General features: G+C 70.3%; 15 protein-coding genes. 6 read left to right on the forward strand and 9 right to left on the reverse strand.

Annotated features, from left to right (window positions below):
• Positions 1–386: 386 nt before the first annotated feature.
• The 6 genes from VF106_RS02965 to VF106_RS02990 all read right to left on the reverse strand — a co-directional run bounded on the left by VF106_RS02965 (position 387) and on the right by VF106_RS02990 (position 6363).
• Positions 387–665: a hypothetical protein gene (locus VF106_RS02965; protein WP_330837975.1), complete on the reverse strand. Its 279-nt coding sequence runs from the start codon at positions 663–665 to the stop codon at positions 387–389.
• Positions 666–678: 13 nt separating this feature from the next.
• Positions 679–1158, reverse strand: a complete 480-nt coding sequence (locus tag VF106_RS02970) for a hypothetical protein (protein WP_330837976.1) — start codon at positions 1156–1158, stop codon at positions 679–681.
• A 96-nt stretch (positions 1159–1254) separates the two neighbouring features.
• Positions 1255–2298 (reverse strand): phytoene/squalene synthase family protein, encoded by a 1044-nt coding sequence (locus VF106_RS02975; protein ID WP_330838000.1) that lies wholly within the window; start codon positions 2296–2298, stop codon positions 1255–1257.
• Complete coding sequence (locus tag VF106_RS02980) at positions 2286–3662, reverse strand: hypothetical protein (protein WP_330837977.1); 1377 nt, start codon at positions 3660–3662, stop codon at positions 2286–2288. Before VF106_RS02980 ends, VF106_RS02975 begins: the two co-directional genes overlap by 13 nt.
• A 68-nt stretch (positions 3663–3730) precedes the next feature.
• Entirely contained in the window at positions 3731–5251 is a 1521-nt protein-coding gene (gene crtI, locus VF106_RS02985; protein WP_330837978.1) for a phytoene desaturase family protein, read from the reverse strand.
• Between the two features lie 2 nt (positions 5252–5253).
• Positions 5254–6363: a polyprenyl synthetase family protein gene (locus tag VF106_RS02990; RefSeq protein WP_330837979.1), complete on the reverse strand. Its 1110-nt coding sequence runs from the start codon at positions 6361–6363 to the stop codon at positions 5254–5256.
• Positions 6364–6448: 85 nt separating this feature from the next.
• Here VF106_RS02990 and VF106_RS02995 point away from each other — a divergent pair, with 85 nt between their 5' ends.
• Complete coding sequence (locus VF106_RS02995; protein WP_330837980.1) at positions 6449–7351, forward strand: methylenetetrahydrofolate reductase; 903 nt, start codon at positions 6449–6451, stop codon at positions 7349–7351.
• A 57-nt stretch (positions 7352–7408) separates the two neighbouring features.
• On the opposite strand, the gene VF106_RS03000 is transcribed toward VF106_RS02995, so the two are convergent.
• Positions 7409–8089 carry an LppM family (lipo)protein gene (locus VF106_RS03000; RefSeq protein ID WP_330837981.1) on the reverse strand — a complete coding sequence of 227 codons (681 nt, stop codon included), beginning with the start codon at positions 8087–8089 and terminating at the stop codon, positions 7409–7411.
• A gap of 76 nt (positions 8090–8165) precedes the next feature.
• Here VF106_RS03000 and VF106_RS03005 point away from each other — a divergent pair, with 76 nt between their 5' ends.
• The 3 genes from VF106_RS03005 (at position 8166) to VF106_RS03015 (ending at position 12320) form a co-directional block, all read left to right on the forward strand.
• The gene (locus VF106_RS03005; protein WP_330837982.1) at positions 8166–9818 is read left to right on the forward strand and encodes a DUF885 domain-containing protein; all 1653 of its coding nucleotides are present in this window, start codon (positions 8166–8168) and stop codon (positions 9816–9818) included.
• Between the two features lie 298 nt (positions 9819–10116).
• Positions 10117–11580 (forward strand): PfkB family carbohydrate kinase, encoded by a 1464-nt coding sequence (locus VF106_RS03010; RefSeq protein ID WP_330837983.1) that lies wholly within the window; start codon positions 10117–10119, stop codon positions 11578–11580.
• Between the two features lie 5 nt (positions 11581–11585).
• The gene (locus tag VF106_RS03015) at positions 11586–12320 is read left to right on the forward strand and encodes a GTP cyclohydrolase II (RefSeq protein ID WP_330837984.1); all 735 of its coding nucleotides are present in this window, start codon (positions 11586–11588) and stop codon (positions 12318–12320) included.
• 84 nt (positions 12321–12404) lie between these two features.
• Here the strand turns inward: VF106_RS03015 and VF106_RS03020 are convergent, their stop codons facing one another.
• Together VF106_RS03020 and VF106_RS03025 are read right to left on the reverse strand one after the other, a co-directional pair.
• Positions 12405–12968, reverse strand: a complete 564-nt coding sequence (locus VF106_RS03020) for a GNAT family N-acetyltransferase (RefSeq protein WP_330837985.1) — start codon at positions 12966–12968, stop codon at positions 12405–12407.
• 17 nt (positions 12969–12985) lie between these two features.
• A complete protein-coding gene (locus tag VF106_RS03025; RefSeq protein WP_330837986.1) occupies positions 12986–13486 on the reverse strand; it encodes a YbaK/EbsC family protein in 501 nt (166 codons plus the stop codon).
• 226 nt (positions 13487–13712) lie between these two features.
• Between VF106_RS03025 and VF106_RS03030 the strand changes: the two genes are divergently transcribed.
• Together VF106_RS03030 and VF106_RS03035 are read left to right on the forward strand one after the other, a co-directional pair.
• The gene (locus tag VF106_RS03030; RefSeq protein ID WP_330837987.1) at positions 13713–14117 is read left to right on the forward strand and encodes an SAV_6107 family HEPN domain-containing protein; all 405 of its coding nucleotides are present in this window, start codon (positions 13713–13715) and stop codon (positions 14115–14117) included.
• Positions 14114–14875: a maleylpyruvate isomerase N-terminal domain-containing protein gene (locus VF106_RS03035; protein WP_330837988.1), complete on the forward strand. Its 762-nt coding sequence runs from the start codon at positions 14114–14116 to the stop codon at positions 14873–14875. Before VF106_RS03030 ends, VF106_RS03035 begins: the two co-directional genes overlap by 4 nt.
• The last annotated feature ends 243 nt before the right edge of the window (positions 14876–15118 follow it).

Raw genomic sequence — 15118 nt, forward strand, 5'->3', positions numbered from 1 at the left:
GCGGGCGGAGCCCGCTTCGCGGGCGGCGTCCATCAACGCACCCTCACGTCGCGCTGGCCGCGCACGAACAGCGTGTTCACGCCACAGGCGGTGTCCCGAAAGACGCGCTCATGTCGTTGAACGTCCCGATCGCGTCGTTCAGGACACCGGCCACGTCCCCAACGCGTCCTTCGCGACGCGCACCCTGCGGGTGCGCGTCGGGCGCTGCGCGCCCGGCACCCGCGAAGCGGGCCTGACCAGGCCCTCCCTGCAAGGTGCGCCACCCGACAAGATCATCGGTGGATCCAGGTTCAGCGCCTCGAAGGTCCCTTCAGGACATCCGGATCTGCGTGGCCGGTGTCCCGAGGATGCCCTTCAGGACACCGAGCCGCCGGGCACCCCGAGTGTCACAGCTTGTCGTAGCAGTCCGCGATGATCGCGACCAGGGTGCCGAGTCCGACGCCGACAGCGGCGGCGGCGATGGCTTCGGCGGCCGCTAGGCCGGCTCTGGCCAGCGCTCTCGCCAGGAAGCTGCCGCCCCACTCGGCCGCCTTCTTCAGCATGTTCTGCACGACCTCGGGCAGCGAGTCCCAGAGCTCAGCGAATTCCTTGATCGCGTCCTCGCCGGCCTCGTAGAGGATCTGCCCGTCCTCGCCCGCGCACGCGGTGAACTCATCCCACGACATTGGTCATCCCCTCTCAGCTCTGGACCTGCTCGAGTGCCTGGCCGGTCGCCTCGAGCGACTCGCCAAGCGTCTTGTCCGTGCCGGCGAACGCCACGACCAGCGGGTCGTCCGCGGACACGACGCCGACCTCCGGGTCGGCCAGCAGCGTGTCGGCGCCGTCCGCGGACAGGGAGTCCACGATGGCCTGCGCGTTCGCGTCGAGCCCCTGGTACCAGTTGTTCAGGTGCTCGTGGATCTGCGTGACGTAGTCCACGTCAGCGGCTTCCGGCGCGATGTCGAAGCCCTGCGAGGTCAGCGCCTCGTGCAGGCCGCTGCCGCCCTCCGCGTCCTCGGCCGGCTGCCACTGGCTGCCGTCCCACTTCCACTGGCCGTCCTCGCTGAGCTGGCCGACCTCGACCGAGCCGCCACCGTCCTCGGGTACCGGCTGCCAGTCCGAGCCGTCCCACCAATACTTGCCGTCCTCGGAGAGCTGTGCTCCGTCTGGCATCGACATCGACGTTTCCTTCCGGCGCCACCGGCCACGACCTCCGTGGCCCTACCAGCGAGGATGGCGGCCGGACCGCCGTGACGGCAGCGATGCCGGACCGGGTTAACGGGAGCCGCGCGCGACCCGAAAGGGCAGCGCTCTGGCCGCCGCGAGGGCAAGTCCCGGCGCGGCCACCCGTAACCGCCGGGAGGTCGGCACGATCACGCGCCGGCCGAGCACGTCGTAGTCGCACGACACGATCTCGTCGAGGATGTGCCGGTACAGCCGGGTCGCGGTCCCGATGCACGGCCGGGACTCCGCACGCAGCAACGCGATCCCGGGCTCGGCGCCGCGGTACAGCGCCCGTGTGTACGACACCAGGTGCGCCAGCGCCCGCCGGACGGGCCGCTCGGTCCGGCCCGCACGGTGGGCCTGTTCGAGCATGGCACGGTCCACACCGAACGCCGCCAGCTCGTCGGCCGGCAGGTACAGCCGGCCGCGGTCGAGGTCCTCGCCGACGTCCCGCAGGAAGTTCGTGAGCTGGAACGCCTCACCCAGCGCGGCCGCGTACGGCGCGGCCTCCTCGCGCGGACCCACGGTGCCGAGCACCGGCAGCATCTGCAGCCCGATCACCCCGGCCGAGCCGTGCGTGTACTCGGCGAGGTCGGCGAACGTCGCGTATCCGGTGACGGTCAGGTCCATCCGCATGGACGCGAGGAACTCGGCGAACAGCGTCTCGTCGATCCGGTACCGCCGCACGGTGTCCACGAGCGCGAACAGCACCGGATGAGCCGGCTGTGACATGGCCTCGCTCCGCTCGGCGTTCGCGGGCCTGTACCCGGCGTCTTCCCTCCTGCGCGCGGAGATCCCTGGGCTCGTTCCTCGCACAGGGATCTCCGTGCTCGTCAGTCCAGACGCCGGCGGCCCGCTCAGGGCGAACGCCTCCGCGAGTGCCTTCTCGAGCGTGTCGAGCGCGTGGGCCGGGTCGCCCGGGGCGACCGCGTTGTCGACGATCTCGTCCGCGAGACGGGCGAAGCCGTACAGGGCGTGCACCGCGGGCCGGCTGTCCGCCGGCAGCAGGCGCGTGGCCAGGAAATACGTGCGCCCGTAGCGCGCGTTGATCCGCCGGCACGCCCGGTAGGCCTCGTCCAACGTCACTTCGGACAGCTCACCCACTGGCCGGCGGGGCAGGCGCCCTTGGTCTTCTGGAAGTCGGCGACCAGCTGGTTCGAGAGCGCGTACGCCGCGCCCTGGTTGTCCGTGGTGGTGACGAGCGAGTACGTGCACACGGCCCCGGTGACGCCGAGGCAGCCGGTCAGCTGGTCCTTCGCGTGATCACGCCAGTACCGCGCCGCCACCACGCCGTACTTCCACACCCCACCCGCCGACGCGATCTCGTACACGGCGAAGCCGCTCTCGGCCTCCTTCGCCTGCTTCGGGTCAGCTGGCGCGGCCGCGCCCCGCTCGTCGAGCGAGGCGACGTCCGGCGGGTCGGCGAGCGCGAGCGCGGTCCACACCGCGCCGTACGGGTGGGTGCCGGGAACCGTGTTGGCGCGCTGGAAGAAGCTCACCCACCCCGGCGAGGTGATCGCGCAGCTCATCGTGGCCGACGCACCGGGCGCGACCGGCTCGGAGACCTGCTCACAGGTGCCGAGCGGTGCGTTGTCGCCGGTCCAGTCGGCCCGCAGGTGCACCCGCACCGCCCGCTTCGACGGGTTGGTGACGTCCACGGCGAGCGTGCAGCTGGCCGCGGCGCACGCGTCGAACCGGTTGTTGCCCTGCGAGATCGAGGTGAGCGCGTCGACAGCGGTGCCCAGCTCGTTCTTCGCCTGCGCCGCGAGGTCGGAGTAGGTCTTGTTGATGGTCGTGGACGCGTCGGCGACCGTGACCTTCACGTTCTTGGCCTTGGTGTTCTCGGCGCTGCCGATCTCGTCGAGCGCGATGGCGACCACCGGATGCGGCGCGTCCTTCGCGAGCGAGACCGTGCCGCCGCTGACGGGCACCTCCAGCACGTCACCGGTCGGGGTGAGCTCCTTGCCGGCGTCCTTGGTGGCCGTGCCCGCGGTCTGGGCGACCACGTCCGGGGTGAAGATGTCGCCGAACTCGACGCCCAACAGGACGGTCGGCAGCTTCACCCAGCGGTTGCCGAGCGCGGTGCCGTCGCCGGATGTGACCCCGAAACGGGCGGCCATGGCGGACCAGAACTCGGGAGCGCCCTTCAGGAAAAGGGTCTTGTCGAGCACGACGATGGCCGCGCCGAGACCCTCGACGGTGATGTTGCCGAACACCTCGCCGCTGCTGGTCGCGGTCAGGTCGACGGTGAACGCCGACCCGTCGGACGCGGTCAGCTCGCCCTGGTACCGCACGGCGGCCGCCTCGGCGAAGCCGGCCAGCGCCGCCGCGGTCGCCTCGCCGGTGGTGAGCGGGCCGATCTTCACCCCCGCGGCGCTGCCCGCCACCTGGTTCGTACAGGCGGCCAGCCCGAACACGCCCGCCACGAACAAGGCCACCAGACGCGGTTTTCCTGCCATCGTGCGACTCCCCATCCGGCCGCGCCTGATCGGACTGTGCGGCGCCTGCCCCGGAGGAGTATCGCAAGTCATCGGACGGCCACGCGCCGGGATGACCTCACAGGACGATCACGGCGCCCTCCGAGCACCCGCGCCGCCGCGAGGCGGCCCGAGATCACGGCCGGCGGGATGCCGACGCCCGGCGTCGTCCCGCACCCGGCCAGCACGACGTTGGTCACGCCGCGGACCAGGTTGCGCGGCCGGAACGGACCTGTCTGGGGGAACGTGTGCGCCAGCGAGAACGGGGTGCCGGCCGCGAGCCCGGCCGCCGCCCAGTCGGCAGGCGTGACCAGCCGCTCGACCTCCACGGCGTCGTCGAACCCGTCGAGACCCCTGGCGGCCAGCACCGCGCCGAGCTCCGCCCGGTAGGCGGGGCCGACCCGTGCCCAGTCGACGTGCCCGGTCACCAGGTTCGGGCAGGGCGCGAGCACCGACAGCACCTGCCTGCCGGCCGGCGCGAGACCGGGGTCGGTCGCGGTCGGGTTGGTGACCAGCAGCGACGGATCGCTCATGAGCCGGCCGCGGTGGAGGATCTCGTCGAACGTGCGGTCCCAGTTCGCGCCGAAGAACACCGTGTGGTGCGCGAGCGCGGGCCATGTGCGGGTGACGCCGGCGTGCAGCACCACCGCGGACGGCGACCAGCGGGGCCGCAGCGGGCGGCGCGGGGTGATGCCGAGCAGCCGGTAGCTGTTGGGCAGGTCGGGGGTGAGCACGACCGCGTCGCACGGGATCCGCTCGCCGTGCGTGGTGCGCACGGCCATGACCTTCTCGCCACGGCGTTCGAGCCAGGCGGCGCCCGTCGACACCCGGACGTCCGCGCCGGCGTCGGTCGCGGCGTCGGCCATGGCGTCGGCGACCGAGGCGACCCCGCCACGCGGGAACCACACCCCGGCGACCGTGTCCATGTACGCGATCACGGCGTAGGCGGCCAGCGCCCGGCCGGGTGCGAGGCCCGCGTACAGCGACTGGAACGAGAACAGCCGCCGCAGCCGCTCGTCGGCGAGGAACCGGCCGATCCGGGGACCCAGCCGGCCGAACCCACCCATCGCGACCAGGTGCGCGAGCTTGGGGGTGAGCAGGTCGAACGGGGAGTCGAAGTTCGCGCCGATGAACGTGTCGCGCTCGATCCGGTACAGGTCGGTCAGCCAGGCACGCAGCTTCCGGTAGCCGGCCGCGTCCCGTGCGCCCGCGACCCGGCGGACCTCGGCCTCCATGGCGTCGGCGTCGGTGTGCACGGCGATCGTGCTGCCGTCGGCGAAGTGTGCGCGGTAGGCCGGTTCCAGCCGGGTCAGCTCGACCCGCTCGGCCAGCGACGACCCGACCGCGGCGAACGCCTCGTCGATCAGGTCCGGCATGGTCAGCACGGACGCGCCCGTGTCGATCCGGTACGCGCCCAGCTGGTCACCGCCCGCCCGGCCACCGACGCTCGGCGCGGCCTCCAGCACGGTCACCTGCCGGCCGGCGCCGGCCAGGTGGAGTGCGGCGGACAGCCCGGACAGCCCCGCGCCGACCACGACGACGTGGTCGGTGGAGCCGCTGACCTGCCGCATTGTCAGCGGTCCCGCCGGGTCGCCGCGATCGCGAGGTCCGCGAGCCGGGTACGGCCGGGCTCCGCCAGCCCCGCCGCGTCGAGTGCGGCCATGCCCGAGGTCGTCAGCGTCTCGATCCGCCGTTCCAGCTCGTCGACCGCGCCGACCTCGACGAGCAGGGCCCGCACCTGCTCGACGGTGTGCCGCTTCAGGTTCGGGTCGCCGAGCGCGCCACGCAGCAGCTTGGCGTCCGCGTGCCGGCCGGCCGCCTCGGCGTAGCGCAGGCCCAGCGACACGAGCAGGGTCCGCTTGCCTTCCCGCAGGTCGTCGCCGGCCGGTTTGCCGGTCACCTCGGTGTCGCCGTAGACGCCGAGCAGGTCGTCCCGCAGCTGGAACGCCACCCCGATGTCGGTGCCGAACCTCCGCACCGCCGTGATCGTGTCCGCTTCGGCGCCGGCCAGCGCGACACCCATGTGCAGCGGCCGTTCCACGGTGTACGCGGCGGTCTTGAGCCTGGCCACGCCGAGCGCGCGGTCCTCGGACTCGTCGCCCTCGGCCTGGGCCAGCACGTCGAGGTACTGGCCGGCGAACATCTCCGCCCGCATGGCGAGCCACGGGGCGCGGGCCGCCTGTCGCATGTCCTCGGACAGGGGCGCACCGGTGAACATGTCGTCCGCCCAGGCCAGCGCGAGGTCGCCCAGCAGGATGGCCGCCGCCATGCCGAACCGTTCCGGCTCGCCGAGCCAGGCACCGGCGCGATGGGCCTCGGCGAAGCGGACGTGCACGGTCGGGTTGCCCCGGCGCAGCTCGGAGGCGTCCATGAGGTCGTCGTGGACGAGTGCGCAGGTCTGGATGAGCTCGAGCGCGCTGACCGCGGTGAGCACGGCCTCGGCGTCCGGCCCGCTCGCCGCGCCCCCGGCGGCCCGCCAGCCCCACCACGCGAACGTCGGCCGGATGCGCTTGCCGCCGCGTAACGCGAAGTCGGACAGCGTGTCCACCGCCGTGGCGAAGGTCTGCGCCAGCTCGGGCAGGTCCGCCCGCCGCTCGGTGAGGTAGCGCCGGAGCACGGCCTCCACGTGGTGGTGTACCGCGGAGTCGATACCGTTCTGCTCGTTCAGGCGCTCCAAGGTCACGTGTCTATCGTCCGTGTTCGGGTCCCACCCGCTGCGCCCGGGGTGCTTCGAGGACCCGTGTAGCCCGGGTCATTACCCTGGGTGCATGACAACGGTGGTGGACCGCATTCCGGGCGATCGGCCCGTCTTCTCGGTCGAGTTCATGCCCCCGCGCGACGACGCGGACGAGCTGCGGCTGTGGAACGCCATCCGGTCGCTGGAGGGCCTCGACCCCGCGTTCGTGTCGGTGACCTACGGCGCGGGCGGTTCCAGCCGGGACCGCACGATCCGCACCACGGGCCGGGTGGTGACGGAGACCACGCTGGTCTCGATGGCGCATCTCACCGCCGTCGACCAGTCGGTGGCCGAGCTGCGCAACGTCATCGGCTGGTACGCCTCGATCGGCATCCGCAACGTGCTGGCCGTGCGTGGCGACCCGCCTGGCGACCCCAACGGCGAGTGGGTCCGGCACCCGCAGGGCCTGGAGTACGCCGAGGAACTGGTGCGGCTGGTCCGCTCCCTCGGCGACTTCTGCGTCGGCGTGTCCGCGTTCCCGTACGGCCACCCCCGCTCCGGCGACCTCGACACGGACACGAAGTACCTGGTCCGCAAGCTGAACGCGGGCGCGGACTTCGCCATCGCCCAGCTGTTCTTCGAGGCGGACGACTTCCTGCGCCTGCGTGACCGGGTCGCGGCGGCCGGGTGTGAAACCCTGCTGCTGCCCGGGGTGATGCCGCTGACCACGCCGAAGATCCTGGGTAAGACGGTCGAGCTGTCCGGCGCGCCGGTCCCGGCCGCCCTGGCCGCCCGCCTCGACCCGCTGGCCGACGACGCGAAGTCCTTCCGCGAGGAGGGCATGGACGTGACCACCGAGCTGTGCGAACGGCTGCTCGCCGAAGGCGTGCCCGGCCTGCACTTCTACACGTTCAACCGCTCGAAGGCGACGAAGGAGATCGTGGTCGAGCGCCTGGGCCTGGTCCCCGGCCGCACAGCACAGCCAGTCGGCTAGAGCGCGGCTGGAGCGTTTCGGAAGTCTGCGCCGAAGGCGTCGGCGGCCTTGCCCGAGCTAGATAACGCTGGCGGCCTGTGCCCGGTCTGCCCGCAGGCTGCGGCGGTGGGCGATCAGTGCCAGCAGCGTGGCCACGATCGCGGCCAGGCCGGCGGCGCCGCCGACCATCAGTGCCCACTTCTCCCAGGACTCGCCGCCCGCGCTGGAGTACTCGGAGATCGCGTCGAACTCGGTCACCGCACCCGGTTTCGGGGACCAGCTGACCGCGTCGTCGTCGCCCTCGGTGCCGTTGGTGCGGTTGACCGAACCGGGGAAAGCGACCTTGATCTGCACGTCCGCGCGGTCCTTCGGGACCTGGGTGAGATCGATGGAGCCCGCCAGCGTCACGAGGTCCCCGGCCCGGCGCAACGACAGCCGGTACTGCCTGGCCTCGGAGATGGTCTGCACGAGCTGTGCCACGTCGACGAATCGCAGGTCGGAGAACGTCACCTTCTGCCCGACGTAACCGTCCTGGGTGTACTTCTCGGAGCGGACCCGTTCGGTGAGCTCCGGCGGAATGGTCAGTATCGGTCCGTTGTCCTGGTCGTTCACCGGTAACGCCGCGACGACCAGTGTGCCGGACACGCGATCGTCCGGGGAGATCGCGAGCGCCGCGTGCACCCGTAAGCACCCGGTCAGGGAACCGGCCAGCACGCCGAACAGCAAGAGTAGCCCGACGACCCTGGAAACCCTGCGCACCGCGCCATCCTGCCAGCTGCCAACCTTCGAGCGAAATCCCGTGCTTGCCAGAAGGGGAGTGAGTAGCGTCCGCGCCATGACCGTGCACCGCATCGCAGAGTCCTATGTGGACGATTATGTACGACTGTCCCCGACCACCGCCACCAGTCTCGGCATCCCCGGATACGACGACCAGTGGCCAGACCTCTCCCCGGAGGGCTGCGCGGCCCGTGGCGACCTGGCACGGCAGGCGTTGCGGGACGTCGCGGCGGTCGAGCCGGGCGACGAGTCGGAGCGTGTCGCGAAGGCGGTGTTCACCGAGCGTCTCGGGGTCGAGGTCGAGCTGCACGACGCCGGTCTGGTCGATGGCGACCTGAACGTGCTGGCCAGCCCCGTGCAGGAGCTGCGTGAGGTGTTCGACCTGATGCCGACGGACACGGCGCAGGACTGGGCGACGATCGCGACCAGGCTGTCCCGCCTGCCGGGCGCGGTCGCGAGCTACCAGGCCGGGCTGCGGCACGCCGCCGAGGGCGGCCACGTCGCCGCCAGGCGCCAGGTGACCAAGGTGGCCGACCAGTGCGCCAAGTGGGGCGACGGCTTCTTCACCGGCTTCGTGGCCGGTGCCACCGACGTGCCGGACAGCGTGCGTGCCGACCTCGACGCCGGCGCGGTGGCCGCCTCGCGGGCCTACGCCGGGCTCGCCGAGTTCCTGCGCGCCGACCTGCTGCCGAAGGCACCAGCGAAGGACGCGGTCGGCGAGGACGCGTACCGGCTGTGGTCCCGGCGCTACCTCGGCGCCGCTCTGGACCTGCGCGAGGCCTACGAGTGGGGCTGGGCGGAGTTCCTGCGGATCGAGACCGAGATGCGCGAGATCGCGAACCGGATCAAGCCGGGTGCCGGGCTGTCCGAGGCCGCCGAGGTGCTGGACGCCGACCCGCGCTACCAGGTGCACGGGGTCGCCGCGTTCCGCGACTGGATGCAGAAGCTGTCCGACCAGGCGCTCACCGACCTGCGCGGCGTGCACTTCGACATCCCCGACGAGATCATGCGGCTGGACTGCAAGATCGCCCCGCCCGGCGGCTCGGCCGGCGCCTACTACACGCATCCGAGCGACGACTTCAGCCGGCCCGGCGCGATGTGGTGGGCACTGCCGCCGGACAAGGAGTCCTTCACCACCTGGCGTGAGCTGAGCATCGTCTACCACGAGGGCGTGCCGGGCCATCACCTGCAGATCGCCACCGCGATGCACCAGGCCGAGCGGCTGAACAAGTTCCAGCGGATGCTGGCGTGGGTGCCGGCGTACTCCGAGGGCTGGGCCCTGTACGCCGAGCGCCTGATGCGCGAGTTCGGCTACCTCGACGACGACGGCAACCTGTTCGGCATGCTCAACGAGAGCATCTTCCGCGCCGCCCGGGTGATCATCGACATCGGCATGCACCTCGAGCTGGACATCCCGGCGGGCACGGGCTTCCACGAGGGCGAGACGTGGACCCCCGACCTCGGCCTTGAGTTCATGCTGACCCGCACGATCACCGAACACGACCTCGTCGTCGACGAGGTGGACCGCTACCTCGGCTGGCCTGGCCAGGCGCCGGCGTACAAGTTGGGCGAGCGGTTGTGGGTGTCGGCCCGCGACGAGGCCAGGGCACGCAAGGGCGCGGACTTCGACCTCAAGGAGTTCCACATGCAGGCGCTGTACCTGGGGCAGATGGGGCTGGACACCATGCGGGAGCGCCTGGCGGCGATCTAGGCACAAAATCAACGCGGAAAGTCTGTCAGATTCGACCAATCAGGTGACGAAAAAATCACAGTGTGCGACTGTGATCAGGTTTGTACGTACCGCGATCGGTGCGTCACATTGTGGTCGCCACTGTGATCGTCATCTCATCATCACTGCAGGTGGCAGACGTTCTGGCCAATATCAACTATGACGACCGGTCTAGCAGATCAGACGGCCTTCGGACAAGATTTCACCGGTTTGCTCCATAACCAGGTGCTTGCCCCACGCGAGATAGTGGGAGGCAAATGACATGCAGTGGAGGTTGGTCATGGCAACCGACGCGGAAGTCATCGGCGTCCGCGGCGTCTTCCTCAAGCTGAGGACCCATGCCGGCCTGAGTGCGCGGCGGCTTCGCGACACCGAGGTGGACACCAGGGTCCTGGCCGACCTGCCGGTGGTCCAGCGCGTGATCCGTGAGTCCGGGGTGCCCGTCGAGCAGGCGATCGTGGACGCGGTCGCCGGCGTCGTGGCGGAGCTGTCGCCCACCGACCGGCTCATCGCGGATGTCGTGCTCGCGCTCGGCCTGCTCCAGGATCGGTTGGACGACCGGCCCGAGCTCGCCAATCGGCTCTACCGTGCTGACCTGGGGGTCCGCCGCATCGCCCTGTCCGAGGGCTGGATCGCGCTGCACGAGCTGATGGGTGTGCCGACGGCGCCGCCCGCGCCGACCGTGCGCGGGCTGCGTGGCTCGATCGAGGAACGCACCCTTGGCGTGCTGGCCGAGCGCTGCGTCCGCGCGGCCGGTGGGGTGCGCCCGACGTCGACGGAGGAGCGTGCCAACGCGGTCGTGGTGGTCGGCGGCGCGGTCATGGATCTCGTCTCCGTGGTGGAGTCGCTGCCGGAGTTGCGTACCTCGGTGCAGGCGACGTCGTTCCAGATGAACCCGGGTGGCAAAGGCCTGAACCTCGCCGTCGCCGGTGTGCGCATGGGGCTGGACGTCCGCTTCGCCGCCGCCGTGGGTGACGACGAGGCGGCGAACCGGCTGATCGAGTACATGCGGACCGAGGACCTCAGCACCGACTTGATCAAACGAGTGCCCGGCGAAGCGACCCCGGTGGCACAGGTTATTGTGCTGCCCAACGGAGACGCCGCCACGATCGGCTGGAAGAACGAGCTCCGTGTCGCACTCTCCACAAGAGACATGCGAGATCAGGCCATGAGCCAGGCCCTGGCACACGCCGACGCCGTGCTCGTGACGTTGGAAGCGCCGGTGGACGTCGTGAAGTGGACTTTGGACACCGCACGGCGACTGCCCAGGGAACCGCTCGTACTGCTGCAGGCGTCGCCGCCCATGGAACGTCCACAGCAGATATATGGGCAGCTAGCTGGGGTCGATTACGTTGTCGGATCGGAATGGGCTCTTCGGCAGCTACTTCCGGACCGCGGCGGCGACCGGAATATGGATGTGGTCGCACGCCAGCTGCGCACCATGGGGGTAACGACGGTCTGTGTCGTGGACAATTTCCGCGCGCGGATCAGCTCTCGTGAACTCGAGGTGGAGATCGCCTCACCATCGGTACCGCTTACCGACTCACCCGGCGCTCGGGAGGCCTTTTCGGCCGCCTTGTTGCACCATTTGTTGAGGATCGGAAGAGGGGCCCTCACCGAAGAAACCCTCAAGTGGGCGACCGCGGCGATGGCCACGAACCTATCCATCGACATCATCACAGACGCCATGCCCAAGCCCAACGAGGTTGGGCGAACGATGGAGTCGGACCAGAGTGTGGGGTAGCCCGCGTGGGCGAAAGGAACCTGACGGAACACGAACTGAGGCACGCTGACGGGGACTTCCGCGTCGTCGTGCTCGGCGATGTTTCCGACATGCACGGCAACCGGCCGTGCGCCGCCGTGTTCGGTGAACCGACGGACGGATGTCTCGTTCGGATTCATTCCCGATGCGTGTACGGCGAGATCTTCGAGTCCGTCGACTGCGACTGCCGTGACCAGTTGCGACAGTCGATGGCGATGATGCGCAAGGCGGGCGCCGGTGTGCTCGTCTACCTCGACCAGGAAGGGCGGGGAGCTGGACTGCTTGCCAAGGCACGTGGTTACCAGTTGACGCAGACCAAGGGTTTGGACACCTTCTCCAGCTACCGAATGCTCGGCCTGCCGGAGGATTCCCGGACCTATGAGGACGCCGTGGCGATTCTGCGCAGCCTGAACCTGAAGCGGATCCGGCTGCTCACGAACAACCCGGCCAAGGTGGCCGCTCTGTCCACGGCGGACTTCCAGGTCGAGCAGAAGCCGTTCCTGGTGCGTGGTCAGAGCCGTGAGGCCCGCCGTTATCTGGCGGCCAAGGCCCGGTACGGCCACACCATCCCGCTTGACCAGCTGGAAACACTCACCGACCGAATGCGTCGGTGGGCACGCAGGTTAGTGCCGGCCAGAGAGCCGGCCCCGATCTTGGAGCTTCCGTTGCCGGCAGAGAAGCCGGTGGCTGCCGCCACGCAGCCGGAGGACATGGTCAGCTAGCTGATGACGGCCGGGTGGTCAGACCGGCCCGGCCGTCAGCGTTCACTGTGGTCGAACACAGTGCACGGTCACTTGTGTCTTGATTCAGAGTGGAAGAACACGCCCCAGCACGCCGAACGGCCGAGGGTCGCCGGTGAACCGGTAGTGGCGCAGCACGTCCGTGAAGCCCACCCGGTAGTACAGCCGCCACGCCCGCGACGGGCCTTCCGGCGTCGACAGGAGCACCTTCGTGCTGCGCACACTGCTCAGCAGCCGTCGGAGCAGCTGCTCGCCGACGCCCCTGCCCTGGGTGACGGGGAGGACGTGCACCTCGGTCAGCTCGAAGTAGTCGTCGAGCCAGCGGTCGGCCAGCGCGACGCCGGACCGCTCGATGATGCCGCGCCGCACCTGCTCGTGCCACCACTGCCCCGGAGCGCCCCGGTAGCCGTAGGCGATGCCGACCATGCGGTCGTCGGTGTCGAAGGCACCGACGCAGCTCCAGTCCGCCCGCAGCATGTGCGCGAGCCACATGGGCGCGCGTTGCTCGGCGGTGCCGGCCGGGTAGCGCATGGCCGTCACGTACAGCGACAGTGCTTCTGGCAGGCGGGCACGCAGCTCGTCGGCGGTGAGTTCGACGAACCGTTCTACGCGTGGCGGAACCGCGGTCACGACGAGCGATTCTCCTCCTACCCAGCGACGTCCGTCGCCGTGCCCCCCGTCAACACGAGCAGCTCGGCGCAGGTCGTCGGGAACACCGACTTCGGGTGGCCTGCGGCCGCCCACACCACCTCATAGCGTGCCAGGTCCTTGTCGACAATGGTGTGAAGCCGATGCGGATGGCCTACAGGTGCCACGCCCCCAATAGCCTGACCCGTGTGTTCCCGCACGAACGCGGGATCCGCCTTCCCGATCTCGTCCGCCCCGGTCAGCTTGGCCAGCACCGCGGTGTCCGCCCTGTGCGCGCCGGATGTGAGCACCAGCAGCGGCCGCACCTCGTCACCGTACGTAGCGCGGAACACGAGGCTGTTGGCGATCGCTCCGACCTCCACGCCGAGGGCCTGCGCGGCCGCCGCCGCGGTGCGCACCTCGTCGTCGAGGATCCGGATGCCGTCCGCGGCCTCGGACATGCCGGCCTCGCGCAGTGCGGCGGCCAGTTTGCTGATCGAAGGGTGGTCGAGAGTGGTCATGGGGTTATCTGACCACGCGCGTGTGCTGTCTCGCCCCTGAAATTCCCAGGTCGAGGTTGAGTCTTCCGGCACCCGGAGTTATGGTGGAGGTGTTCGAACACTAGTTCGAACCTCATGCTCGGTGGTGGGGTGGGGGAAGCACCTCGCCACCGAGCGCCGCCGGCTTCCCCTCGGCGGGTTCGTCACAGCCAGTGATGATTCCCGATTCGCGAGGAGGTCGATCCCCGTGACCGCGACCCTGAACCACTCGGTGGCACCGGAGTCCCCGCTCGGCCTGCTCGCCCAGGCCGAGACCGGGTTGGCGGACGCCGCGCTGGAGGACAACCCGGCGCAGCGGTTCGCGGCGGCCTACCTCGCGGCGCTGCGAGCCGCCGCCGCGCTGCTCGCGCTGCGTGGACGGCCACATCGCGGCCGCTCGCGCCCGATGAGCGTGTGGACGCTGCTGTCCTCGGTGGCGCCGGAACTGCGGGAGTGGGCGGCGTTCTTCGCGTCCTGCTCGGCGACCCGCGCGTCGGTGCAGGCGGGGATCACGCGGGCGGTCAGCATCCGGTCGGCCGACGACCTCGTACGGCAGACCGGGCAGTTCATCGACCTGGTGGCACGCATGATCCGCGGTGTGCGCGACCAGTGACCGTCACCCCCCTGATCGATTACGCCAACCTGCTCGACGTGCTGGAGGTTGAGGGAGAGCGGCTGGCCACCTCGGCCACCGGGTCCGATCCCGAGTCGGAGGTGCCGTACCTGGCGGGCATGCGGCTCGGCGAGGTCGTGCGGCACGTCGGAAGCGTGTACCGGATGGTGGTGTCGTGGCTGCACGACGGCGAGCGCCCGACGCGCTGGCAGCGTGCGCCCGCCGACGGCCAGCCGCTCATCGACTACCTGCGTGCTGGCCTTCTGGAGGTCGTCCACGAGTTGGCACAGCACGACCCGCTCGACGGCTGCCCCACGTGGTGGCCGGAACACCAGAACTACGGTTTCTGGTGCCGCAGGCTCGCCCACGAGACGACCGTGCACCGGCACGACGTGCAGATGAGCGGCGCCGCCGCGATGGTCGGCGGCATCCCACCGCAGATCGCGCTCGACGGCGTCGACGAGGTCCTGACCCTGTGGTTCACCCACCGCCTGAGCGTGCTCGGCGTCTACGACGCACGCCCGGGCCGCGTCGCCATCCACACCGGCGGCAGGCGCTGGATCGCCCAGATCACGCCGACCGGCACGTCGGCATGGAAAGCCGACGCCGACGAACAGGTCGACGCGATCGTGTCGAGCGACCCGGCCGGGATGTACCTGTGGCTGTGGGGCAGGCGACCAGGCGCCCACGTCATGGAGGCCGGCGACCCGGAGGCCGTGGCACAACTACAGGACCTGCTGCGAATGGCGACCCGCTGATCAGGAGCGGAGCGGCGGAGCGGACTGCGAGGACAGTTCCCGACCTCGCCGGCAACGGCGTGGCGAGGGGTTGCGCGCCCAGCCGGCTCGTCGCGAACTGTCCTCGGTCTGGACTGACGAGCACGGAGGCCCCCGCGAGGAACGAGCCCGGGGTCTCCGCGCGCAGGAGGGAAGACGGCGTCTTGAGTGGAGGAAGAGCGAAGCGACCATTCGATGCTGTCAGTGGTTTCCGCTAGTTTTCTT

It is taken from the genome of Actinophytocola sp. (assembly GCF_036378875.1).
Taxonomy (GTDB): Bacteria; Actinomycetota; Actinomycetes; order Mycobacteriales; family Pseudonocardiaceae; genus Actinophytocola.